The 22455-nt window shown below is 60.6% G+C and carries 22 protein-coding genes; 16 read left to right on the forward strand and 6 right to left on the reverse strand.

The window, feature by feature from the left end; translation table 11 throughout:
* Window positions 1-81: 81 nt before the first annotated feature.
* Window positions 82-804 (forward strand): fructosamine kinase family protein, encoded by a 723-nt coding sequence (locus tag HMPREF2781_RS10630; RefSeq protein ID WP_070645961.1) that lies wholly within the window; start codon window positions 82-84, stop codon window positions 802-804.
* Between the two features lie 283 nt (window positions 805-1087).
* Here the strand turns inward: HMPREF2781_RS10630 and HMPREF2781_RS10635 are convergent, their stop codons facing one another.
* Both HMPREF2781_RS10635 and nadE read right to left on the reverse strand, forming a co-directional pair.
* Window positions 1088-2236, reverse strand: coding sequence for an HNH endonuclease signature motif containing protein (locus HMPREF2781_RS10635; protein WP_070645893.1), 1149 nt, complete (start codon window positions 2234-2236; stop codon window positions 1088-1090).
* Between the two features lie 332 nt (window positions 2237-2568).
* Window positions 2569-3393 (reverse strand): ammonia-dependent NAD(+) synthetase, encoded by an 825-nt coding sequence (gene nadE, locus HMPREF2781_RS10640; protein ID WP_070645895.1) that lies wholly within the window; start codon window positions 3391-3393, stop codon window positions 2569-2571.
* A 27-nt stretch (window positions 3394-3420) separates the two neighbouring features.
* On the opposite strand from nadE, the gene HMPREF2781_RS10645 reads away from it, so the two are divergent.
* The 5 genes from HMPREF2781_RS10645 to nrdE all read left to right on the forward strand — a co-directional run bounded on the left by HMPREF2781_RS10645 (window position 3421) and on the right by nrdE (window position 8361).
* Window positions 3421-4749: a sugar porter family MFS transporter gene (locus HMPREF2781_RS10645; protein ID WP_070645897.1), complete on the forward strand. Its 1329-nt coding sequence runs from the start codon at window positions 3421-3423 to the stop codon at window positions 4747-4749.
* 123 nt (window positions 4750-4872) lie between these two features.
* Complete coding sequence (gene ykgO, locus HMPREF2781_RS10650) at window positions 4873-4995, forward strand: type B 50S ribosomal protein L36 (protein ID WP_003847162.1); 123 nt, start codon at window positions 4873-4875, stop codon at window positions 4993-4995.
* Between the two features lie 466 nt (window positions 4996-5461).
* A complete protein-coding gene (gene nrdH, locus HMPREF2781_RS10655) occupies window positions 5462-5701 on the forward strand; it encodes a glutaredoxin-like protein NrdH (protein WP_070645899.1) in 240 nt (79 codons plus the stop codon).
* A 9-nt stretch (window positions 5702-5710) separates the two neighbouring features.
* Window positions 5711-6136 carry a class Ib ribonucleoside-diphosphate reductase assembly flavoprotein NrdI gene (gene nrdI / locus HMPREF2781_RS10660; RefSeq protein ID WP_070645901.1) on the forward strand — a complete coding sequence of 142 codons (426 nt, stop codon included), beginning with the start codon at window positions 5711-5713 and terminating at the stop codon, window positions 6134-6136.
* Window positions 6137-6198: 62 nt separating this feature from the next.
* The gene (gene nrdE / locus HMPREF2781_RS10665; protein WP_012715276.1) at window positions 6199-8361 is read left to right on the forward strand and encodes a class 1b ribonucleoside-diphosphate reductase subunit alpha; all 2163 of its coding nucleotides are present in this window, start codon (window positions 6199-6201) and stop codon (window positions 8359-8361) included.
* Here nrdE and HMPREF2781_RS10670 read toward each other — a convergent pair.
* Window positions 8358-9068, reverse strand: a complete 711-nt coding sequence (locus HMPREF2781_RS10670) for a FadR/GntR family transcriptional regulator (RefSeq protein WP_070645902.1) — start codon at window positions 9066-9068, stop codon at window positions 8358-8360. The genes nrdE and HMPREF2781_RS10670 overlap by 4 nt on opposite strands.
* A gap of 104 nt (window positions 9069-9172) precedes the next feature.
* Here HMPREF2781_RS10670 and nrdF point away from each other — a divergent pair, with 104 nt between their 5' ends.
* The 4 genes from nrdF (at window position 9173) to HMPREF2781_RS10690 (ending at window position 14208) form a co-directional block, all read left to right on the forward strand.
* Window positions 9173-10162, forward strand: coding sequence for a class 1b ribonucleoside-diphosphate reductase subunit beta (nrdF, locus tag HMPREF2781_RS10675; RefSeq protein ID WP_070443354.1), 990 nt, complete (start codon window positions 9173-9175; stop codon window positions 10160-10162).
* Window positions 10163-10501: 339 nt separating this feature from the next.
* The gene (gene ctaD, locus HMPREF2781_RS10680) at window positions 10502-12193 is read left to right on the forward strand and encodes an aa3-type cytochrome oxidase subunit I (protein WP_070645904.1); all 1692 of its coding nucleotides are present in this window, start codon (window positions 10502-10504) and stop codon (window positions 12191-12193) included.
* Window positions 12194-12296: 103 nt separating this feature from the next.
* Window positions 12297-13490, forward strand: coding sequence for a phosphoserine phosphatase SerB (serB, locus tag HMPREF2781_RS10685; protein ID WP_070645906.1), 1194 nt, complete (start codon window positions 12297-12299; stop codon window positions 13488-13490).
* Complete coding sequence (locus HMPREF2781_RS10690; RefSeq protein WP_070645908.1) at window positions 13483-14208, forward strand: peptidyl-tRNA hydrolase; 726 nt, start codon at window positions 13483-13485, stop codon at window positions 14206-14208. Before serB ends, HMPREF2781_RS10690 begins: the two co-directional genes overlap by 8 nt.
* Here the strand turns inward: HMPREF2781_RS10690 and HMPREF2781_RS10695 are convergent.
* From HMPREF2781_RS10695 to HMPREF2781_RS10705, 3 genes are read right to left on the reverse strand one after another with little or no spacing between them, the layout of a single operon-like run.
* A complete protein-coding gene (locus HMPREF2781_RS10695; RefSeq protein WP_070645910.1) occupies window positions 14205-16166 on the reverse strand; it encodes an ATP-dependent DNA helicase in 1962 nt (653 codons plus the stop codon). The genes HMPREF2781_RS10690 and HMPREF2781_RS10695 overlap by 4 nt on opposite strands.
* A gap of 36 nt (window positions 16167-16202) precedes the next feature.
* Window positions 16203-17555, reverse strand: a complete 1353-nt coding sequence (locus HMPREF2781_RS10700) for a nicotinate phosphoribosyltransferase (protein WP_070443364.1) — start codon at window positions 17553-17555, stop codon at window positions 16203-16205.
* A 41-nt stretch (window positions 17556-17596) separates the two neighbouring features.
* Window positions 17597-18175, reverse strand: a complete 579-nt coding sequence (locus HMPREF2781_RS10705; protein ID WP_070645912.1) for a CAP domain-containing protein — start codon at window positions 18173-18175, stop codon at window positions 17597-17599.
* Window positions 18176-18263: 88 nt separating this feature from the next.
* Between HMPREF2781_RS10705 and clpS the strand changes: the two genes are divergently transcribed.
* The 6 genes from clpS to HMPREF2781_RS10735 all read left to right on the forward strand — a co-directional run bounded on the left by clpS (window position 18264) and on the right by HMPREF2781_RS10735 (window position 22454).
* Window positions 18264-18599 carry an ATP-dependent Clp protease adapter ClpS gene (gene clpS / locus HMPREF2781_RS10710; protein ID WP_012715272.1) on the forward strand — a complete coding sequence of 112 codons (336 nt, stop codon included), beginning with the start codon at window positions 18264-18266 and terminating at the stop codon, window positions 18597-18599.
* Window positions 18600-18603: 4 nt separating this feature from the next.
* Window positions 18604-19140: a DUF2017 domain-containing protein gene (locus tag HMPREF2781_RS10715; protein ID WP_070645914.1), complete on the forward strand. Its 537-nt coding sequence runs from the start codon at window positions 18604-18606 to the stop codon at window positions 19138-19140.
* 22 nt (window positions 19141-19162) lie between these two features.
* Window positions 19163-20107 (forward strand): P1 family peptidase, encoded by a 945-nt coding sequence (locus HMPREF2781_RS10720; RefSeq protein ID WP_070645916.1) that lies wholly within the window; start codon window positions 19163-19165, stop codon window positions 20105-20107.
* Window positions 20108-20120: 13 nt separating this feature from the next.
* Window positions 20121-20843, forward strand: a complete 723-nt coding sequence (locus tag HMPREF2781_RS10725) for a rhomboid family intramembrane serine protease (protein ID WP_083308565.1) — start codon at window positions 20121-20123, stop codon at window positions 20841-20843.
* Window positions 20843-21619 carry a glutamate racemase gene (gene murI, locus HMPREF2781_RS10730; RefSeq protein ID WP_070443374.1) on the forward strand — a complete coding sequence of 259 codons (777 nt, stop codon included), beginning with the start codon at window positions 20843-20845 and terminating at the stop codon, window positions 21617-21619. Before HMPREF2781_RS10725 ends, murI begins: the two co-directional genes overlap by 1 nt.
* A 67-nt stretch (window positions 21620-21686) precedes the next feature.
* Window positions 21687-22454, forward strand: a complete 768-nt coding sequence (locus HMPREF2781_RS10735; protein ID WP_070645920.1) for an MBL fold metallo-hydrolase — start codon at window positions 21687-21689, stop codon at window positions 22452-22454.
* The last annotated feature ends 1 nt before the right edge of the window (window position 22455 follow it).

Raw genomic sequence — 22455 nt, forward strand, 5'->3', positions numbered from 1 at the left:
TGGGGGTCACGGGTTCGAATCCCGTTAGCTCCACCATCGGCCGTCTCTTTCGCAGAGGCGGCCTTTTTCTATGCTGGGGGCATGGATGTTTTCACCAAGTCAGTAGCACGAGCCGATCAAGCCGGGGCGGAGGCTGCGGGCCTGCGCTGGTTAGCGGCCGCAAGAAAGGACGTCGTGGTGGAAGTTGCGGGGCTGACAGGTTCGACGATTAGTACGCGTCGAGTAGCGCAGGCGCGACCGAGTGCTGCTGCAGCGCGGGCGTTTGGTGAAGCGTTGCGGCAGGTTCATCAGGCAGGAGCCCCGGCTTTCGGCGCACCGCCAGAGGGGTGGGAAGGCGCGAACTTCATTGGGCGCGTGGAGCAACCCTGCGAACCACGCGAAGCCTGGGGTGAGTTCTACGCCGAACAGCGGGTGGTGCAGTTTTTAGGAGGACTTCCGGAGGGGCTGCGGGACAGCGTAAATGTGGCGGCCGAAGCTATAGCCGCCGTGGACTGGGATGTTGAGCCTGCACGAATTCATGGTGATTTGTGGGCAGGGAATGTGTTGTTCCAGGAGGACACGGCGGTCATGATTGACCCTGCAGCGCACGGCGGACATCCATGGACGGATTTGGCCATGCTGGAATTGTTTGGAACGCCCTACTATGACGAGATACTGCGGGGCTATGGGGTGGGTAAGGAGTATCGGAAGTGGGTGCCGATGCATCAGTTGCACCCACTTGCGGTCCACGCGATGACGCATGGTCCGGCCTACTACGCTCCGCTTGAGCGGGCTGCGCGTGCCACGCTTGAGGCATTGCGATGAGCGCATGACCGCTCGAAGGTTCTGCCGGGTTTTAAGGAAAAGGAGCTCTGGGTGCGCTTTTGAGCTTCGGAATTCGCGTTGCACTCGACAGCTCGACCGTCAACAATGGTTGAGTTGTCGGGCTTCGCCCTTTAAGGGCTTAACCCTCAGCGGGCAGCACGTGAAGCGTGGTCAAGGATCGCCGATATGCCCGGCAACCTGGTTGTGGTTGGCGGGTGGCGGTGTTGTCGCTGGTGGTGAGTCTTGTCCTTTCTGTCGTCGCGGTGTGTGGTGGCTGCGGGTGTTAGCTGCTGTCGGGTGGTGGCTGGGGTGGTACTGCTTGGCTTTGGCTGGCTTTGCCCGGTGTTGTTGCAGCTCCTTGGGCTGGTGCTGTGGCTTGTTCGGTGTTGAGTCTGGCTAGTGCTTCCTGGTATTCCGGCATTGCGGTAATTGGGGCACCCCAGGGTGGGATGAAGCTAACCCCGGTATTGAGCCGGTACATGTAGCCGCGCCCGGTAGGCCTTAAAGGGTCATCATCATTAATGCCGTTGTGGTAGGCACACAAGAACGTCAGGTTCTTGATGTTGGTGTAGCCACCTGCCTGCCAGGGCACCAAATGATGGACGTGGCAGTAATCCGCTGGCTTATTACACCCTGGTCTTGAGCAGGTGTGGAATTCGGCATGCAGGGTAAGCCGTTGGTTGAGGTTTGCCCCACGTGATAGGCGCCAGGTGTTGATGGGCCCGTCGAGGGGATGCACCAGGGTGGCGTAGCCGATTTCGGCAAACTTGTGGGTCAAGAATTCTGCCCCGGTCATGCGCCCGCCGTTAGTGAGGTTGAGCTTGATGTCATCACCCTCGCCGTTGATGATCTGGTCGAGCTCGTTCAGGGTGACGATGACTTGGGTGCGCACCGCGGGTTTAGAACCGGTGCCTTCTTTGAAGAAAACGTCGTTGGCGGCTTGGAGTAGGTCGGTGTTGGTGGATTCTAAGACGCCGCGCATGTTGGCGATGGTGGTCGCATCGTCGGTAATGGAGAGTGTGTTGGGTCCTTCGGCTCTGTAGGTAATGCGCACGCCTGGTTTGGCTGTGCGTTTGGCTTGGAGTTCTTTTAGCCGTGCGGTGGCAACGTGTCGGATGCGGTGTGCGGGTGTGGCGGCGAGTTTGATTCTTAGGTTCCAGGCGTCGAGGGTCTTTTTGACCTTCGCGGTGTAGGTTTCGATGAGTGTGAGGGTGCCGAGGCTGTGTTTCTGCGCAAGTGCTGCTTGGCGGGCTTTGCGTTGTTTACCCGTATAGCGGGTGGGGCCGAAGTAGACCTGGTGTAGTGCTGCTAGTTCGGCGGCATCGGAGGCAGAAGCTCCGAGCGCGCGGAGCTCGTCGGGTGTGCCAGGTATATGTTCCACCAGTGCAATCCCCGAGTTGCGAAGGCGGATGTAGGTTTCAATATCCCCCATGGCCACAGAGACTAAAACAGGTCTATGTACCCCGCAACCGGAAGAACAAACACCCAGGTTAGAGGGGTCGTGTCATGGTGGAGGGGTTAAGTGCCAGTTATGGGTCTGGGGCTTTGTGCGCTAGAGGTTTTGGACGCAAGACCGTTTGTCAGGAGCGCACGGGACTGTGCACGCGACAGGTGTTGGGGTCAACGGACTCGCGTTATTGGAAGGGGGAAAGTCCATCGCCGCGGAGGAAATACCACTGGCATGCGGGGAAACGCTGGCCTCAGGCGCAATTGCTGGGTGCGGAAACGGGGCGGGAAAAGCCCCGTGAGGAGGGGCGTGGAACCTTAAGCGCTGGTAGGACCCGGTGGCATGGTGCGTTTGTGGCCGCCGCGGCGCCAGAGGGTTTCGATGCGCTCGCGGGCGTCGTCAGGCACTGCCTTGCCCTCGAGGTAGTCATCGATGTGGGCGTAGGTGACGCCGAGTGCTTCTTCGTCGGAAAGCAAGGGGCGGTCATCCTCAAGGTCAGCGGTGGGGACCTTCTTCCACGTGGATTCAGGGGCCCCGAGGTGCTCGAGGAGCTGAGCACCTTGGCGCTTGTTAAGCCCGGCGAGGGGGAGGACGTCGGCGGCGCCATCGCCCCACTTGGTAAAGAAGGCGGTGACGTTTTCAGCGGCGTGGTCGGTACCGATAACCAAGGCCCCGACCTCGCCGGCCAGCGCGTATTGCGCAGACATGCGCAGGCGAGCCTTGAGGTTGCCTCGATTGAAGTCACCCAAGGAATCCTGGTGCAGGGCGTTGGCCACGGCGCCGTCGAGAGCCGCGGTGGCCTCCGCGATGTTGACGGTGAGGGAGTAGTCAGGCTCGATGAAGTCGAGAGCGATCTGTGCGTCATCCTCGTCGGCCTGCACTCCGTGGGGAAGGCGCACGGCCCAGAAGTGCGCCCCGTCGACGCGCTCCACCGCCAGCTGTGCCAAGCGCCCTGCCAGGGTGGAGTCCTGGCCACCAGAGATACCTAAAACAAAGCCCTTCGCACCGGTGGTGCGTAGGTAGTCCACCAAAAAGGCGACGCGGCGCTCTACCTCTTCTGCTGGATCGATACGGGGCTTCACGCCGAGGGCCTTGATGATGTCGTGCTGGAGGTCTGTGGATTCATGTGACATGACGACCATGGTAGCCGCCTGCGACAATAGGAACCCGTGAACAAAGATACGTACGTCATGATGGTCGCAGGCGTAGCCGCCCTGGGCGGCCTGCTCTTTGGATATGACACCGGAGTGATGTCCGGTGCCCTGCTCTTCGTGGGGCCAGAATTCGGCATGTCCGCCCACGAGGAGGGGCTTGTGACCTCGATGCTGTTGGTTGGAGCGGCTGTCGGCGCGCTGGTCGCTGGGCGTGTGGCGAGCATGATCGGGCGGCGTCGCACCCTCATTGCCGGTGGACTCATCTTCGTGGCTGGTTCCGTGTGGTGCGCGCTGGCAAGCTCGGCCGCTGAACTCGCTGCTGCCCGTACATTCCTCGGCGTGGCGGTAGGTGCTGTGTCGATCGTCTCCCCGATGTACATCTCCGAAATCACCCCGGCGGCTGTGCGGGGCCGGATGGTCTCCCTCAATACGCTCATGATCGTCGTCGGGCAGCTGCTGGCGTACGGCGTGAACTCGCTGTTGGCTGCGAGCGGCAGCTGGCATTGGATGCTGGGGCTGGCCGCGGTCCCAGGCGCGGCGCTGGCGCTCGGCATGGTCTTCCTGCCCGATACCCCGGCATGGCTCGCGGCACAAGGGCGACCGCGTGAAGCTGCCGCGGTCGGTACTCGGGTCGGCGCGCAGGGAGCGGAGTTGGAGCTTAGTCCACGTCCGAGCACGGGTGAATGGCGAGCTTTGCGACGCCACCGTTGGATGCGCTGGGCCATCGCGCTTGCCATGCTCATGGGGGTGACTCAGCAGATTACGGGTGTGAACGCCATTGTGTACTTCGCGCCCACGATGATGAACCAGGTGGGTATCTCCACTACCAACTCGGTGTATACGTCGATGGTGATCGGTGCGGTATCCGTCGTAGCGTGCCTCGTAGGCATGCGCGTGATAGACCGACTGGGCCGCCGCCGGCTGCTGCTAGCAGGCCTAGGAGGAAACGTCGTCTCGCTCGTGGTCCTCGCGGTGGCCTATCACTTCGCCCATGACTCCATTCCGCTGGCCTTGCTGTCGTTAGCGTGCATGGCGGCGTTCATTGCCTTCCAGCAGGCGGCAGTCTCCCCGGCCACGTGGTTGCTCATGTCAGAAATCGTGCCGCCAGAGGTCCGCGGCGTGGGCATGGGAATTGCTGGGCTGGCACTGTGGGTGAGTAACTGGGCGGTGGCGCAGTTCTTCTTGCCGGTGGTCGAGTGGCTCGGCGGCTCGCTGGCCTTCGGAATCTTCGCGGTCTTAGGTCTCGTCGCGGTGGGATATACCCGCGCACTCGTTCCGGAAACGGCGGGGGAGAGCCTCGAGGATGTTGCCGAGCAGCTTCGCGCCCGCTACTCCGAAAGCTGAGTGTTTTGGTTATGACGCGCGCGTGGGGTAACATTTTTCCTCGTGTCATTGCTGGGTGTATTCCCAGCTGTGCTTTGAACTAATCAATCGCATCAAGATTGCGCATAACGAAAGGAGCGCCCGATGAAGGTTCGCAAGTCGCTTCGGTCGCTGAAGAAGAAGCCGGGCGCCCAGGTTATTCGCCGCCACGGTAAGGTCTTCGTGATCAATAAGAAGGATCCGCGCTTCAAGGCTCGCCAGGGCTAAGTCGCACGGACTTAATTACCGCCCCGCTTTAGCACGCTTTTTGCCTGCTGGAGCGGGGCGGTTTCTTTTATTCTCCGAAGTCCTGTGAGCTTAAGGGACATTTCGTGTGGATGTGCGAGAGGCGAAACCAGGCCCCCGGGTGGTGTTTGTCACAAACTAAGTGAATCTTTGGTAAACGCGCAGGGAATATCACTCGTGTAGTTACCGCCGTGGCAGTGGGCGGAGTGATGGGGTGTCAACATGTGGGGTCGAGTCGGGTTACATCCTGGGAATACCACCCTTGTAACTACTACATGTGGTGCTAGTTGCGGGTTTCTGGCACAAAGTATAGTGTCGTTGATGTTGCTTGAGCGGCGGTTCTATATCGCTGCTCAGAGCTTAAAAGCAGAGCTGCTCGATGCTCTGCTCGTATCGAATTCAACAGTCACTCCGCGTGTAGCGCCGAAGGAAGCCAAAGGAACGTCACATGAGCATCACCCTCTACACCAAGCCCGCTTGCGTCCAGTGCAACGCCACCAAGAAGGCTCTCGACCGTGCTGGTCTCGAATACGAGTCGGTGGATATCTCGATGGATGATGATGCCCGCGACTACGTCATGGCTCTGGGCTACGTCCAGGCGCCGGTCGTTGAAGCTCACGGCGAGCACTGGTCTGGCTTCCGTCCCGACCGCATCAAGGCTCTCTCTGCCATGGCGGCGAGCGCCTAGGGTGCAGCCATGTTGGTCGTGTATTTCTCTTCCGCTACGGAAAACACCCACCGCTTCGTCGAGAAGCTCGGCCTTCCCAGCGCCCGCATCCCGTTGCGTCTTAATGACGAGCCCCTCACCGTGAACGAACCCTACGTCTTGATTTGTCCGACGTACGGGGGAGGGGCGTCGATGAGCGGGCGGAACACCCGGCCTGTCCCCAAGCAGGTCATTCGTTTCCTCAATGACGAGCACAACCGCAGCTTTATTCGTGCTGTCGTAGCCGGAGGTAATAGTAACTTCGGCAGTGACTTTGGTAAGGCGGGCGACGTTATCGCCGCCAAGTGTAAGGTTCCTTATGTGTACCGCTTCGAGCTTCTCGGAACCGAGGAAGATGTCACAATTTGCCGTGAAGGCCTCTTGGCCAACGCGGCCGCTTTAGGTTTAGCCGCCTAAAGCCTCATTTCTATTATTTTGTCTCTCCATTTCGCCATAGCAAAGAAAGGCCCGTGAACGTCGTGACCACGCAATTGGGTAAGACCGTCGCTGAACCTGTGAAGCCAGAGGAGCAGCTGGATTACCATGCGCTCAACGCACTTCTGAACCTGTATGACGAGAACGGCAAGATTCAGTTCGACAAGGACCGCGAGGCCGCGAACCAATTCTTCCTCCAGCACGTCAACCAGAACACCGTCTACTTCCATGATCTGGAAGAAAAGATGCGCTACCTGGTGGACAACAAGTACTACGAGCCGGAACTGCTCGAGCAGTACGACTTTGATTTCATTAAATCCCTGTTCAAGCGCGCCTACGCCTTCAAGTTCCGTTTTAAGACCTTCCTGGGTGCTTACAAGTACTACACCTCGTACACGCTGAAGACCTTCGACGGCCGCCGCTACCTCGAGCGCTTCGAAGACCGTGTATCCATGACCGCACTCTTCTTGGCGGATGGTGACACCAAGGTGGCTGAGCACCTTGTAGATGAAATCATGACCGGTCGCTTCCAGCCGGCTACCCCGACCTTCCTTAACGCCGGCAAGGCTCAGCGTGGCGAGCTGGTGTCCTGCTTCCTGCTGCGTATCGAGGACAACATGGAGTCCATCGGCCGCTCCATTAACTCCGCTCTGCAGCTGTCCAAGCGCGGCGGCGGCGTGGCCCTGTTGCTGTCCAACATCCGTGAATCTGGCGCGCCCATCAAGCACATTGAGAACCAGTCTTCCGGCGTCATCCCCGTGATGAAGCTGTTGGAGGATTCCTTCTCCTACGCGAACCAGCTGGGCGCTCGCCAGGGCGCTGGTGCGGTTTACCTCAACGCGCACCACCCGGACATCATGAACTTCCTCGACACCAAGCGCGAGAATGCGGATGAGAAGATCCGCATTAAGACACTGTCGCTCGGCATCGTGATCCCGGATATCACTTTCGAGCTGGCGAAGAACAACGACGATATGTACCTGTTCAGCCCGTACGATGTCGAGCGCGTCTACGGCAAGGCCTTCGGCGATATTTCCGTTACTGAGCACTACGAAGAGATGGTCGAGGATCCGCGTATCCGCAAGAAGAAGATCAACGCTCGCCACTTCTTCCAGACCGTTGCGGAGCTGCAGTTCGAATCCGGTTACCCGTACATCATGTTCGAGGACACCGTGAACCGCGCGAACCCGGTCAAGACCGGTCGCATCAACATGTCGAACCTCTGCTCGGAGATTCTGCAGGTCAACTCCCCGTCGGAGCTCAACGAGGACCTCACCTACAAGACCTTGGGCAGCGATATTTCCTGCAACCTTGGCTCCCTGAACATTGCCGCCACCATGGATTCCCCGGACTTCGCGCTGACGGTGGAGACTGCTATCCGTGGTTTGACCGCGGTGTCGGATAAGACCGCCATCAACTCTGTTCCTTCCGTGCGCAAGGGCAACGATGATTCCCATGCCATTGGCCTGGGCCAGATGAACCTGCACGGTTACCTCGGCCGCGAGCACATTGAGTATGGCTCCGAGGAAGGCTTGGACTTCACCAACGCCTACTTCGCCGCCATCATGTACGCCGCGCTGCGCGCCTCCAACAAGCTGGCCCGCGAACGCGGCGAGTACTTCAGCGAGTTCCCCGAGTCTGACTACGCTAGTGGCGAGTTCTTCGACCGCTATGATCCGGCTGACTTTGCTCCCCGTACGGAGAAGGTCAAGGAGCTCTTCGCCAAGTCCTCGATCCACACCCCGTCGGCAGAGGAGTGGGCGCAGCTGAAGGTGGACGTCGCCAAGCACGGCATTTACAACCGCAACCTGCAGGCGGTGCCGCCGACCGGATCGATTTCCTACATCAATAACTCGACCTCTTCGATCCACCCGATTGCCTCTAAGATTGAGATTCGTAAGGAAGGCAAGATCGGCCGCGTCTACTACCCGGCGCCGCACATGGACAACGACAACCTGGAGTACTTCAAGGACTCCTACGAGATCGGCTACGAGAAGATCATCGACACCTACGCCGAGGCCACGAAGTACGTTGACCAAGGTCTGTCGCTGACGCTGTTCTTCAAGGACACCGCCACTACCCGCGATATCAACCGTGCTCAGATTTACGCTTGGCGCAAGGGTATTAAGACTCTCTACTACATCCGCCTGCGCCAGATGGCGCTGGAGGGAACCGAGGTTGAGGGCTGCGTTTCCTGCATGCTCTAGTCTTTATTCGCACGCGCCTCAATGAGAATGGCGCGTGCGATTTTTTCTGCCTCGGGGGAGTCACCGCGGTGGATTGCCTCCGCTAGATCGAGGTGGAGCTGTGCGGTGCCGGCCGTGGGGTTGCGCTTGCGGGAACCATAGAGGGAGCGCCCGCGCACCATGGATAGGAGATAGGGGCTTAGCGCAGTGAACATTTCATTGCCTGAGGCATGGAGAACCATGGCGTGGAAGCGCAGATCTGTGGCGAGGTGCTCGCCCACGCGCCGCGTTGGCGTGACCTGAAGGCGGTGGGCCAGGTCCAAAATCTCTTCCTTATCTTCTGGGGAAGCGTGCTGCGCGGCTAAGCCCGCGGCGACAGGCTCGATGGCGAGACGCAGATCATTAAGAGAGGTGCGCTGGCTATCGCGCGATTTCTCGGATCCTAAACGCCAAGAAATGATTGCGGGATCGTAGACCGCCCATTCACTGATGGGGAGCACTGTAATACCTACTCGGCGCGACGAGGAGACCATCCCTAGGTGCTCGAGCGCGCGCATGGCTTCGCGGGCTACGGTTCGGGAAATACCGAAACGCGCGCAGAGATCAGTGAGCGTAAATCGATCACCGGCTGCCAGCGTGCCGCTGACGATGTCCGTGCCCAATGCGTCGAGCACGGTGCTGAGGAGGGGAGCGGAGGAGTCAGTCATTCCATCGAAACTTGGGGTCATGAGAACAGGACTTAAGTATAAAACACGCTGGAATTTTGGCCCCTAATTTTAGCGGGTACGATGGCACCGAACCCCAAAATTACTAGCAAGACGAGGTGACGTGCGTGTCTCACGAGTACGACGATTACATCGCTAGCCACGAGGCTCCGGTGAAAGCAATTAACTGGAATACCATTCCGGATGAGAAGGACCTTGAGGTGTGGGATCGCCTGACCGGTAACTTCTGGCTCCCGGAGAAGGTTCCGGTGTCCAACGACATCCCGAGTTGGAAGACGCTGACGGAGAAGGAGCAGGAGACCACCATGCGCGTCTTCGCTGGCCTCACCCTGCTCGATACCATTCAGGGCACCGTGGGTGCGGTCTCGCTGCTTCCCGACGCCGTCACGCCCCACGAGGAGGCCGTGTACACCAACATCGCCTTTATGGAGTCCGTCCACGCGAAGTCCTACTCCAATATCTTTATGACGCTGGCGTCGACCCCCATGATCAACGACGCCTTCCGCTGGTCTGAGGAGAATGAAAACCTCCAGCGCAAGGCTAAGATCGTCATGTCCTACTACGAGGGAGATAACCCGCTGAAGAAGAAGGTAGCGTCCGTGCTGCTGGAATCCTTCCTCTTTTACTCTGGTTTCTTCCTGCCGATGCACTTCTCGTCGCGAGCAAAGCTGACGAACACGGCCGATATCATCCGCCTGATTATTCGTGATGAGGCCGTTCACGGCTACTACATCGGCTACAAGTTCCAGCAGGGCTACAAGGAGCTTTCGGAGCCGGAGCAGGAAGAGTTGAAGGGCTATGCCTTCGACTTGCTCTACGATCTCTATGAGAACGAGATTGACTACACCGAGGACCTTTACGATGAACTGGGCTGGACCGAGGATGTGAAGCGCTTCCTGCGCTACAACGCCAACAAGGCGCTGAACAACCTAGGTTTCGAAGGTCTCTTCCCCGCGGATGAAACCCGCGTGTCCCCAGCGATCCTGTCTTCGTTGTCTCCGAACGCCGATGAGAACCATGACTTCTTCTCTGGCTCCGGCTCTTCCTACGTAATTGGCAAGGCCGAGGAAACCACCGACGACGACTGGGACTTCTAAGCCCTCCCTGTCGGTACCGCGCACCTCCCGAGAGGATCAACCGAAAGTTTGATTCTTTCAGGGGGTGCGTTTTTGGCTTTCCGGGGCCTACAGCACCGACCTTCTGTGTTCTATATCACCGAGCGTTAAGGTGCGCTGCGGCGGGTCGGCCGCGTACAAGGGGTTATCTGCTCCAAACGGGGCTAGCGAGGGCGGTGGAAAATAACAGAGCGCTGGAAATTTGGCCCTGAGGTGGCCTAATATAATGCGAGTAAACCTAGGTGTTTGATCGCTGAGCGTGTGGCGCGTGAAAACGCGTGATACCGATGTGGTTAAACGCTTGTTCTTCAGGAGGATTTTATGACCGCTGTGGCGCCACGGCTCGACGATTACGTCGCGCCTACACGTCCGGAGCCGACTGGTAATGCAAAGACCGGTTCCAAGGCGTGGACGTTGCTAACCACCACCGACCACAAGCAGCTGGGCATCATGTACATGATCATGTCCTTCAGCTTCTTCTTCCTCGGTGGCTTTATGGCTCTGCTTCTTCGTGCTGAGCTTTTCACCCCAGGACTGCAGTTCCTGTCCAACGAGCAGTTCAACCAGCTGTTCACCATGCACGGCACCGTTATGCTGCTGCTGTTTGCAACACCAGTGGTGTGGGCGTTCGGTAACTACGTTCTGCCCCTGCAGATTGGTGCACCGGATGTGGCCTTCCCGCGTCTGAACGCTTTCGGTTTCTGGATTACCCTGACCGGCGGCATCGTGATGCTCGCGGGCTTCTTAACCCCGGGCGGTGCTGCTGACTTCGGCTGGACCATGTACGTGCCGCTGGCTGACTCGGTTCACACCCCGGGCATCGGCGCTGACATGTGGATTGTTGGTGTGGGTGCTACCGGTGTCGGTACCATTGCTTCCGCCATCAACATGATCACCACGGTTCTCACCCTGCGTGCGCCAGGCATGACCATGTTCCGTCTGCCGGTCTTCACCTGGGCTGTCTTCACCGCTTCCATCATCGTGCTGATGATCTTCCCGCTGCTGACCGCCGCAGCGCTGGGCGTTCTCTATGACCGCAAGCTGGGTGGCCACATCTTCGATTCCGCCAACGGTGGCGGCATCCTGTGGCAGCACCTCTTCTGGTTCTTCGGCCACCCGGAGGTTTACGTCCTGGCACTGCCGTTCTTCGGCATCATCTCCGAGATTGTTCCGGTCTTCTCCCGTAAGCCGGTCTTCGGCTACATTGGCCTCGTCTTCGCTCTGCTGGCCATCGGTGCACTGTCCATGGCTGTGTGGGCTCACCACATGTTCGTGACCGGCGCCGTCCTGCTGCCGTTCTTCTCCTTCATGACCTTCCTCATTGCGGTTCCGACCGGCGTGAAGTTCTTCAACTGGGTCGGCACGATGTGGAAGGGTCATATCACCTGGGATACCCCAATGATCTTCGCCATGGGCTTCCTGACTACCTTCCTCTTCGGCGGTATGACCGGTATTATGCTGGCCTCTCCGGCGCTGGACTTCCACCTTGCTGAGTCCTACTTCCTGATTGCTCACTTCCACTACACCCTCTTCGGTACCGTGGTCTTCTCCGCCTTCGGTGGTCTGTACTTCTGGTTCCCGAAGATGACCGGCCGCATGCTGGATGAGCGTCTGGGCAAGATTCACTTCTGGCTGACCTTCATTGGCTTCCACGGCACCTTCCTGGTTCAGCACTGGGTGGGCAACATGGGTATGCCGCGTCGTTACGCTGACTACCTGGAGTCTGATGGCTTCACGGTCTTCAACCAGATTTCCACCATCTTCTCCTTCGTTCTCGGCGCATCGGTTATCCCGCTGGTGTGGAACGTCTTCAAGTCCTGGCGCTACGGTGAGATCGTCACCGTGGACGATCCGTGGGGTTACGGCAACTCCCTCGAGTGGGCTACCTCCTGCCCGCCGCCGCGCCACAACTTCGTATCCCTGCCGCGCATCCGTTCCGAGCGTCCGGCCTTCGAGCTGCACTACCCGCACATGGTCAAGCGCATGCGCGAGGAAGCACACGTCGGGCACTAAGCACTCACTAGCTGAGTACTCCTGAAAACGCCGCCTCCCCATCACCGCGATGGGGAGGCGGCGTTTGCCGTAGGTGGAGATTCCAGGATCGCGGTGTGCGATAATGAGGCCCGTGGATAATCAAAGTGAACAAGTCTTCGCCGTTGTCACCGCCTCTGGCCCCGACAAGCCCGGCGTATCGGCCGCCTTCTTCCGAGTCCTGAGCTCCCACAACGTCGAGCTCGTCGACGCCGAACAGGCTATCTTTTCCGGCCGTATCTCCCTTTCTGCGTATATCCGGGTGCAGGCCTCCCGCCTCGAAGCGCTCGAGCAGGGCCTACGCAACACGTTGAGCATTTATGCCCAATCCATCAACGTGGATCTTCGGGAAGAGGAGGCAACCTCACGGCCGCGCTCCACGCACGTCGTCGTGGTGCTAGGACGCCAGCTCAACGCCAGCCACATGTCGGCGATTGCCAAGGAGCTGGCCAACCTGAACGTCAACATCGACCGCATCCGCGGTCTTTCTACCTACCCGCTCAACGGTCTCGAGCTCTACATCACCATTGAGGGAGCTTCCGACCCAGTCCGCGCAATGCTGGCCCGCTTGGCCACGGAGCAGGGCGTCGACATCGCCATTGAGCGCTCCGGCCTGCAACGCCGCTCAAAGCGGCTTATTTGCTTTGACTGCGATTCCACCCTCATCACCGGCGAGGTTATCGAGATGTTGGCCGCCCACGCCGGCAAGGAGGCAGAGGTTGCCGCCGTGACGGAGCGCGCTATGCGCGGTGAGCTGGACTTCGAAGAGTCTCTCCGCGAACGCGTCGCCGCCTTGGCCGGGTTGCCGGAAACGGTGATTAAGGAAACCGCCAACGATATTCGTCTGACTCCAGGCGTGCGCACCACCATCCGCACGCTCAAGCGCATGGGCTACCGCGTTGCGGTGGTGTCTGGCGGCTTCATTCAGGTCCTCGAGGATCTAGCTAAAGAGCTCGACCTCGACTACGTGCGCGCCAATACCCTCGAGATCGAGGACGGCAAGCTCACCGGCCGGGTCATCGGGGACGTCGTGGACCGTAAGGCCAAGGAGATGTTCCTGCGCGAATTTGCTGCGGATTCGGGCCTGAGCATGCGGCAGACCGTGGCGGTTGGTGACGGTGCCAACGATATCGACATGATCTCCGCTGCCGGCTTGGGCATCGCCTTCAACGCCAAACCCGCGCTGCGAGAGGTTGCGGATACCTCGGTCAACCATCCGTACATGGATGAAATCCTGCAAATCCTGGGTATCCCCATGGAGGAAGTTGCCAGTGAATAACCTCCGCGAGGCCCACCGTCGCCTCGTGGCCGCGTGCAGCGAGCGCAGCTGGCGGGAGGATCCCGAGGACCCCAACAAGCCCGAGACCATCCAGGCGATGCAGATAGCGCTCAACCTGCCCAAGCAAGACACACCCACGCGCACGGAGGTGTTGGAGGCAGCGGCGCGGGGCGTGGTCAAGCTCTGCCTCGACGATCGGGCCGGGCAGGATGGGGCCTTCGCCGAGGCCTTGGGGCAGTGGTACGGCCACCGCATCCGCAAGGTGGCCCGCCGCGCGCGCAACAAGGCGTGGCGCGATGTACAGGCTCTGCCTGGGGTCACTGTCAATGACCGCGCGCGTGTCTTCGTCCCCTCGGCGGTACAGGATGTGCACCCGCTCGTCGCCAAGCTGCAGATCGGCCATACTGATCTCCCGCAGGATGAGCCGGGCCCCGCGCTTGCCGACGACCCCGTGATCTACATCGACTCATCCCTTGCCATGAGCGCCGGAAAGGCTGCGGCGCAAGTGGGGCATGGTTCAATGCTGCTGGCTGCGGCAATGAGCTTCAAGGAAGTAGAGGACTGGGCAGCGCAGGACTTTTCGCTTTCCGTGCGCGCACTCGGCACTGCGGACTTTGCAGCGGCATGCGCTCGCCCCGGTGCTGTTGTGGTGCACGACGCCGGCTTCACCGAAGTTGCCCCAGACTCAGCTACGGTCTGCGCGCTGCGCCGCCCCTAACGGGCTTCGACTAGGCGCTGGAGAGCCCCGCGCACGACGTGCGGGTCGCTCGTGGGCCACATCTGTGGCATCGAGGCCCGCAAGTAGGAGCCATAGCGCTTGGTTACTAAGCGGTTATCCAGTACTGCGACGACGCCGCGGTCGTTAGCAGAGCGCAGCAAACGGCCCGCGCCTTGGGCCATAAGCAATGCAGCATGCGTGGCGGAGACTTCCATGAAGCCGTTGCGCCCGGCGGCCTTCGCGGCCTCGGTGCGAGCCTGCATGAGGGGGTTATCCGGGCGGGGGAAGGGAATGCGGTCGATGAGGACCAGGGAACAAGCAGGACCCGGTACGTCGACGCCCTGCCAAAGGGTTAGCGTGCCGAAAAGACAGGAGTTTTCGTTCTTCGTGAACTTGTCCACGAGAGCGCCGATGGAGTCCTCGCCCTGGAGGTAGATATCGAAGGGGAGCGTGGGCTTGAGTTCCTCGGCTGCCTGCTGCGCGGCTCGCCGCGAGGAGAAGAGCCCGAGCGTGCGCCCGCCCGCAGCCATGATGAGCTCGCGGATCTCCTTGAGCGTCTCGGGGCTGAGGCCGTCACGGCCCGGCTGCGGTAGGTGCGACGCGGTATATAAGATGCCACTGCGCGCGGGGTCGAAAGGATAACCCACATCAAGGCTGTCCCACGTGCCCTTCGGCAGGCCCCATTGTGCGGCCATGGCGTCGAAGCGCCCTCCCAAGGCCAGCGTGGCGGAGGTCAGCACCACGGTTTGTTCGCCGAAGAGCTTTTCGTGCAGCATCCCGGCGATGGAGAGCGGGGCCACGGCGAGGGTGTCGTTCAGCGTGCGCTCATCGCGCTCCAGCCAGACTACGTCGGCATGCGCGGCGGGGTCACCGGTAGCGAAAACGTCAAGGATGCGAGCGATGGCTTCGACGAGGCTAGCGAGGTGATTGGCCAGGTTCTGGCGCTCCGCAGATTTTTCCGGGTCTTGGGACTGCTCGCCCTCGGGGGCGCGGGCGATGGTCTCGCGGCAGTCGGCCAACGTGTCCGCCAAACCCATGAGCTGCTGCTTGGCTTCCTCTGGCAAGTCGGTCCAGCGGCCTGGCGCGAACTCTCCGAGGAGTTGACTCAGCTCGTTGGCCTGCTCAGCGAGGCGTTGGTCCTTGCCGTTGGCGCCGAGAGACTTGGCGCGGCTGGCCGCCATCTTCAGCGCGCGCCCGGTGATTTCGGCGGTAGAAACCGAGGTGATGCGGCCGTCTAGCTCGTGGGCCTCATCGATGATGACGACATCGTGTTCCGGCAGGATATTGATGTCTGCTACTGCGTCAATGGCGAGCAGCGCGTGGTTGGTGACCACGATATCGACGTCCGCCGCGCGGCGTCGCGCGAGTTCCGCGAAGCAGTCCTCGCCGTGCGGGCAGCGTGTGGCGCCGAGGCATTCGTTCGAGGTGACGGAGACTTGCCGCCACGCGAGGTCGGGCACGCCCGGTTCCAAATCCTCACGGTCACCCGTCTCGGTGTCTTCCGCCCATTCATAGACACGTTGGACGTGGCGGCCGAGGTGAGAGACCGAGTCTTCGTCGAGTAGCGCGTCCTCATCCTCCAGTTCGGCGGCGCGGGACACCTTGTTGAGGCAGACGTAGTTGGAGCGGCCCTTCATGATGGCGAAGGTGGGCTTCTTCTCCAGGTGCGGCTCGAGGGCCTCGGCCAGACGCGGAAGGTCCCGCTCCACGAGCTGCCGCTGCAGCGCCAGCGTGGCGGTGGAGACGATCACCGTGTGTCCGGTTCCTTGCGCGTGGCGGAAGGCGGGCACGAGGTAAGCCAGGGACTTACCCGTACCAGTTCCTGCCTGCACAGCGAGGTGGCGTTCCTTTTCTAACGCGGTGGTTACGGCCTTCGCCATGCGCACCTGGCCGGCACGCCGCGCGCCGCCGAGGGAAGAGACTGCGGCGTCGAGAAGGTCAACCGTTGTGTCGTGCATGTCAGGCAGTGTAGTCGGTCGCCTTCGCCGTGCTTCTTAAGAGCCGAAGCCAACGAAGCGGGTGGGAACCGCAGGCTCGTCGCGGGTGAGCGCTAGGCCTTCCCATGGCAGGGTGGTGATGGCCTGAGCCAGATACTCGCGGGATTCTTCGAGGGTAGGCAGGTTGTCGAGGATTTCGCCGTCGCGCATGAGCGGTACCGTCATCTCGCGGGTGCGCAGCGTGCCCGTGTCTGGGTCCTCGGCGGAGAAGGGGAGCACGAGCTCCTCGACGGCCACCCCCGAGGAACGGTAGGTGCGCAGAGAGCGCTTAGCCCCGCCCTGCGATTTCTTCGAGGAGGAGCGCTTGGCTACTGGGTGGCCATCAACCTCGACGACCTTGTACACCATGCTGGCGGTTGGCGCGCCCGAGCCAGTAACCACTGAGGTACCCACGCCATAGACATCGACGGGGTCGCCGCGCAGGCCGGCGATGGCAAACTCATCGAGGTCGGAGGAGACCACGATTTTGGTGTTGTGGTTGCCCAAGTCATCGAGCTGCTTGCGCACGCGACGGGTGACCGCGGCCAAATCACCAGAGTCGATGCGCACGCCACCCAACTCGGGGCCGGCGACGCGCACGGCGGTTTCTACGCCCTTGGTGATGTCATAGGTATCCACCAGCAGGGTGGTATCGACGCCGAGCGTTTCGATCTGCCCGCGGAAGGCTGCCTCCTCATTGGGAGTGCCGTCCTCGTTGACGTGCGCCAGCGTCCACGCATGCGCCGCAGTGCCGGAGACCGGAATGTCGTAGCGGTAGCCGGCTTCCAGGTTGGAGGTGGCCTGGAAACCTGCCAGGTAGGCGGCGCGGGCAGCGGTCACGGCAGCGTATTCGTGAGTGCGGCGCGAACCCATCTCGATGATGGGGCGGCCATCTGCAGCCACCACCATACGTGAGGCCGCAGAAGCCACTGCGGAATCGGAATTCATGATGGACAGAATCACCGTTTCCAGAATCAGGCATTCACCAAAGGTTCCGCGCACGGTCAACAGGGGCGAATTGGGGAAGTAGAGCTCGCCTTCGCGGTAGCCATCGATGTGTCCAGAGAAGCGGTAATTGGCCAGGTATTCCTTGGTTTCTGCATCAAGGAAGTCCATCTCTGCCAGTTGTTGGGCGGTAAAGCGGAAGTCCCGGACTGCGCGAAGTACGCGTTCGGTGCCGGCCACGACACCATAGCGCCGCTCGTTGGGGAGGCGGCGGGCAAATACCTCGCAGGCCACTTGGCGGTGCGCGGAGCCATCGCGCAACGCTGCCTCCAACATGGTCAGCTCGTATTTATCCGTAAGGAGAGCCGTAGAACGATCGCTAGGTCCGAACCCAGAATCCTGGGTGTTGTCTGAGATAGTAGTCACATCGAAGATGCTACTCAGGGAGCTCTGAAAAATCAGCTCTTCTATTCCTCAAGCTGAATGACAACGTAGACCTCACCGTCGTTATAAGCCACTCCAACGGCTGCAGTGGACATCCGGCGATCCTGCAAAGCAGCCACATGGTCGGGAGAAGCAAGGAAGGCTTCCATGAATTGATAGCCGCTAGCCTCCTCCAAGGGCAGGTGGTGCTGAACCATCTGCACATTTTCTTCGGCCGAGTCTTGCGTCTTGGTGACGGCGTTGCACTCTGCCTTTTCGCGGGCTGCGGTTTGGCGGTCGATCCAGGGCACCAGTGGGGCTTGGCCATCTTCCTTGCGCCACTCGTTGAGCCCCTCCATGAGCTCCTCTTGGATGGTGGCGAGCTGGCGTTGGACGGGAACGTCGGGAAGCTCGTAGTCGCACGCCTCCGACGTCGGGGGTTCCGCATCCGTCGAGCTGCCGTCGTCCGACGGGTTGGTCAGGCTAATCACGGCAGTGACGAGCGTGCCGCCGAGGACGAGCACGGTGAGGATGCGCTGCAGGAGGAACACGACATCCTCCTTCGCCGGTTGGCGTCCCGCGAGAATGTCAGTAACGGCTGGGGGAAGGGTGAAAGAATTCATCGGTGCCACCTGGAAACGACAATCAGGTCAGAAGTTGATGACAGTATAACCGCTCGCTACCGGAAAAAATTTGGCTAGGGTAGAGGACATGAAAGCGCACAAAGAAACGTCCGCGGGTGTGGTTATGAGTTCGCCCATGGCCACCCCGGAGCTGGATGAAGCGATTGAGGTCGACGTCGCCACGAGCGAAAACCTGCCGTGGATGTGCATTGTTTGGGATGACCCAGTCAACCTAATGAGCTATGTTTCCTACGTGTTCCAGACTGTGCTGGGCTATGACAAAAAGCGCGCCAACGAGCTGATGATGCAAGTCCATACCGAAGGTAAGGCGGCAGTCTCCTCGGGTGAACGCGACAAAGTCGAAGCCGATGTGAAGAAACTGCAAGTCGCCGGCCTGTGGGCCACGATGCAGCAGGCAGGATAAGAGTATGCAGGCTTGGAAAAAGAAAAAGTCCTTCATGCGTGGCGCGAAATACACGACTATTTTCGAGCCCATGGAGCGCGAAGTTTTAGGTGATCTCACCGCAACCGTCTCCGAGGCCATCATTGCCCGCGCACAATCGGCCCCCAAGGATGAGCTGGCGGACATGCTCGACATGCCCACCGGCCACACCGAAGCACCGGAGGATCCATCGCTGGCCCGCCTTTTCCCCGACTTCAAGAAGGCAGGGGATGAAGAGTTCGACGGCGATAATTCACTGCTGCGTTCGCTGCACGAAAATGACATCGCGCGCGCCAAGCTGGAAAACCTCCAAGTGATTAACACCGCGCTGGGGCCCACCGGCGGGGTAGAGGTGGCTATCAGCGAGGAAGAAGCACATGCCTTCCTCGCAGGGCTCAATGACCTGCGCCTCTTCATCGCCGCCGGGGACGTGCCGGAGGATACCCCTGGAGCGGACCGCGATACGCTCGTGGAATGGCTGGCGTTCTGCCAGGATTCGCTGCTCGACGTCATCATGGATTAGCACCGTGCAGACTCTCCCCGACATGGGCTTTTCTGTCGGTCACGTCACGCGTGAGGACACCGGCGTCACCGTCGTTTACTGCGGTGAACAAGGTGCCGTGGCTGGCGTCGATGTGCGCGGCGGAGGCCCCGGCACCCGCGAGACGGATCTGCTGGAGCCGCACAACACGGTTGAGCGCGTTCATGCTCTTGTCCTTGCAGGCGGTTCGGCCTTTGGGCTGGCAGCAGCGGATGGTGTCATGCGCGGGCTTGAGGAAGCGGGAATTGGTTTCCCCGTCTTTGGGGAGGAGATCCCCGGCCCCCGCGTGCCCATCGTGCCAGGCGCGGTCATTTTTGATCTGCTCGCCGGCCCACAGCGCCCCACGGCGGCAGATGGTCAGGCGGCTCTACGCGCCGCGTTGGCAGGGCACGACGCTACGAGCGGCAGCGTGGGCGCAGGCACCGGCGCCTGCGCAGGCAAGATCAGAGGTGGGGTGGGGACCGTGCTTATCGATGTCTCCCCGTTCACCGTCGCCGCGGTTGTTGTAGCCAACCCGGTGGGGCAGGTGATTGATGCTGAGACTGGGCGTTTGTTTGGCGCACCGGACGCGCCGGCCGTGGACGCTAAGCGGTTTGCCGCGGCCCGCAGCCTGGCTGAATCTTTCGCAGAGGCTTCTCAACTAAACACCACCATTGGCGCGGTGTTGACCGACGCCCCGTTAACCAAGGCCCAAGTAAAACGTCTTGCTTTAGCGGGCCACGACGGCATTGCCCGGGCGGTTCGCCCGGCGCATTCTCCACTGGATGGAGATACGCTTTTTGCCGCCGCCTCCGGAACACAACCTGCGGAGCAGGGGATCGGCGCTGCGGAGTTGGCGTCGTTAAGCGCCGCCGCTGCCGACGCAGTGGAGGCAGCCATCGTCGAGGCTGTGGTGAGCGCCACCCCGGGGCTGGGTTTGGAGGCGTATTCCTCGCTGCGCGCTTGCTAAAGTTGGAGTCATTATGACGACGAGTGGACCTTTTGGCCAGCAGCATTCGCATGGGCCCAACCCCTTCCGGCCCCGCCCGGCAGCCCCCGGGGCGGGGCAGCAGCCTGTTCTCAACACGGGGGATTCGAAGAATTACACTCGGGCTGGACGCCTGAAGACGGCAGCGTCTTTAACGGTGGGCTTCCTAGTCGCTGAGTGGGTTATCCACATCATCAACTTCCTGTTTTTTGGCAGCGAGCTGGGTCAATACGGCATACGCCCACTGGATTTTAATGGCATCTGGGGGATTTTCACCGCTCCGCTACTCCACGCGAACTTTGAGCACCTCATCGGAAATTCACTGCCCGGTGCCGTCTTTTGTTTCCTGATCGGCCTCTCAGGCCGCAAGGCATGGTGGGAAGTTACCATCATCGTGGTACTCATCGCTGGCATCGGCACCTGGCTGTTGGGCGGGCCGGGGACCTCGCATATTGGTGCCTCGGGCATGGTGTATGGCTGGCTGGCCTACCTCATCGTCCGGGGAATCTTCAACCGTTCCCTGGGCCAATTTCTCGTCGGCGTGGGGTTGGGCTTTGCCTATTCCGGTCTCATCTGGGGCGTGTTGCCTATCTATGAAGGAGTCAGCTGGCAGGGGCACCTTTTCGGTGCCATCGGTGGCGTCGTCGCGGGAATGGTGATCACCTCCGATGACCCGATTAAAAAGGTTAAGCCCGCGCCCGAAGGAGTAACGCGCTAATGCCTGATGCAACATCTCCCATCGGGATTTTTGACTCGGGCGTGGGTGGCTTGACCGTTGCGCGCACCATCATCGAGCAGCTTCCCGACGAATCCATTATCTACATCGGCGATACCGCCCATGCGCCCTATGGCCCGCGCTCCATCGCCCAAGTGCGTGAGCTGTCCACCGCGATTGCCGATGAGCTCGTGGAGCGCGGCTGCAAGATGCTGGTGATTGCCTGCAACACCGCGACGGCCGCCTTTTTGCACGACGCCCGGGAGCGCTATGACATTCCGGTCGTGGAGGTTATCCGTCCGGCTGTACGCCGTGCCATCGCCACCACCCGCAACGGAAAAATTGGCGTGATCGGCACGGAGGGCACCATCAATTCAGGTGCTTATCAAGATCTTTTTGCCGTCAATCCGAATGTCGAATGCGAGGCGGTGGCCTGTCCTGATTTCGTGAATTTTGTCGAGCGCGGCATTACGGCTGGGCGCCAGATCCTTGGCGTGGCGGAGGGCTACCTGGCGCCGTTGCAATCGGCGGGCGTCGATACGCTCGTTCTTGGCTGCACACATTATCCGCTGCTGACGGGCGTCATCCAGCTCGCCATCGGAGATAACGTCACGTTGGTGTCTTCGGCGGAGGAGACTACGAAGGATGTCCTACGTACCCTCACAACCACGGACATGCTCGCCCCAGCGGGACAGGTGCCCACCCGCAGTTTCGAGTGCACCGGTGATCACGCGGCCTTCGAGCTCTTAGCCACGCGTTTCTTGGGACCCAAGATTTAGTCCTAGTGAAGATGTACAATCGACCCAAATCCCGCATCCCCCGTTGTTTCGTGGAACTATTGAACGCATGAAGCTGACCATCCTAGGCTGTTCCGGCTCGGTGCCCACCGTGGGTAATCCGGCCTCTGGCTATCTCTTGTCTTTCCCCTCTGCTCCGTCCATCATCATGGACTTGGGCCCGGGTACGCTTGCACGCCTGCAGGAACTCCAGGATCCTTGCGATGCACACGTGGCATTAACTCATCTTCATGCCGATCACTGCTTGGACTTTCCGTCTTTGATGGTGTGGCGGCGCTTCCACCCCACAGCACCCGCGGCGTCCCGCAATTTCTGCCTCGGGCCCAGTACTACCGAAACCCACCTGGGCCGCTTGTCCTCTGATGCTCCGGACGGGGTGGATGACATGAGCGATACGTTTGCGTTCAGCCCCTGGGTGGACCGCGAGCGCCAGCTTGTTGACGATGTCTATATCACCCCCTTCCGCACAGTTCACCCGGTCGAGACATACGCCTTGCGGGTCGAACACACTAAAACCGGTGCAACCTTGTGCTATTCAGCTGATTCGGCTTATACGCCCGCGCTCGTCGAGGCTGCCCAGGGCGTGGATGTTTTCCTCTGTGAGGCCGCATGGGGCGAGACCTCGGAGGACAAGGCCCCGGATATGCATATGTCGGGGGCAGAAGCCGGGCGCTTGGCGCGTGAGGCGGGCGTGAAGAAGCTGGTGCTCGTGCACCTCCAGCCTTGGGGTGATGCTGCCGCCACTTATACCGCAGCTGCCCGTGAGTTCGACGGTGAGATCATCGTCGGTGCCGCCGGTATGGAGCTCGACTTTTAGC

It is taken from the genome of Corynebacterium sp. HMSC062A03 (genome assembly GCF_001811145.1).
Classification (GTDB): domain Bacteria; phylum Actinomycetota; class Actinomycetes; order Mycobacteriales; family Mycobacteriaceae; genus Corynebacterium; species Corynebacterium aurimucosum.

Coding starts and splice junctions, on each gene's coding strand:
- ykgO (WP_003847162.1), top strand. CDS start 4,873: ATGAAGGTTCGCAAGTCGCTTCGGTCGCTGAAGAAGAAGCCGGGCGCC.
- HMPREF2781_RS10705 (WP_070645912.1), bottom strand. CDS start 18,175: ATGAATTCTTTCACCCTTCCCCCAGCCGTTACTGACATTCTCGCGGGA.
- ctaD (WP_070645904.1), top strand. CDS start 10,502: ATGACCGCTGTGGCGCCACGGCTCGACGATTACGTCGCGCCTACACGT.
- nrdH (WP_070645899.1), top strand. CDS start 5,462: ATGAGCATCACCCTCTACACCAAGCCCGCTTGCGTCCAGTGCAACGCC.
- HMPREF2781_RS10695 (WP_070645910.1), bottom strand. CDS start 16,166: ATGCACGACACAACGGTTGACCTTCTCGACGCCGCAGTCTCTTCCCTC.
- nadE (WP_070645895.1), bottom strand. CDS start 3,393: ATGGTCGTCATGTCACATGAATCCACAGACCTCCAGCACGACATCATC.
- HMPREF2781_RS10715 (WP_070645914.1), top strand. CDS start 18,604: ATGCAGGCTTGGAAAAAGAAAAAGTCCTTCATGCGTGGCGCGAAATAC.
- HMPREF2781_RS10635 (WP_070645893.1), bottom strand. CDS start 2,236: ATGGGGGATATTGAAACCTACATCCGCCTTCGCAACTCGGGGATTGCA.
- HMPREF2781_RS10725 (WP_083308565.1), top strand. CDS start 20,121: ATGACGACGAGTGGACCTTTTGGCCAGCAGCATTCGCATGGGCCCAAC.
- nrdI (WP_070645901.1), top strand. CDS start 5,711: ATGTTGGTCGTGTATTTCTCTTCCGCTACGGAAAACACCCACCGCTTC.
- murI (WP_070443374.1), top strand. CDS start 20,843: ATGCCTGATGCAACATCTCCCATCGGGATTTTTGACTCGGGCGTGGGT.
- serB (WP_070645906.1), top strand. CDS start 12,297: ATGAGGCCCGTGGATAATCAAAGTGAACAAGTCTTCGCCGTTGTCACC.
- clpS (WP_012715272.1), top strand. CDS start 18,264: ATGAAAGCGCACAAAGAAACGTCCGCGGGTGTGGTTATGAGTTCGCCC.
- HMPREF2781_RS10670 (WP_070645902.1), bottom strand. CDS start 9,068: ATGACCCCAAGTTTCGATGGAATGACTGACTCCTCCGCTCCCCTCCTC.
- HMPREF2781_RS10735 (WP_070645920.1), top strand. CDS start 21,687: ATGAAGCTGACCATCCTAGGCTGTTCCGGCTCGGTGCCCACCGTGGGT.
- HMPREF2781_RS10630 (WP_070645961.1), top strand. CDS start 82: ATGGATGTTTTCACCAAGTCAGTAGCACGAGCCGATCAAGCCGGGGCG.
- HMPREF2781_RS10720 (WP_070645916.1), top strand. CDS start 19,163: ATGGGCTTTTCTGTCGGTCACGTCACGCGTGAGGACACCGGCGTCACC.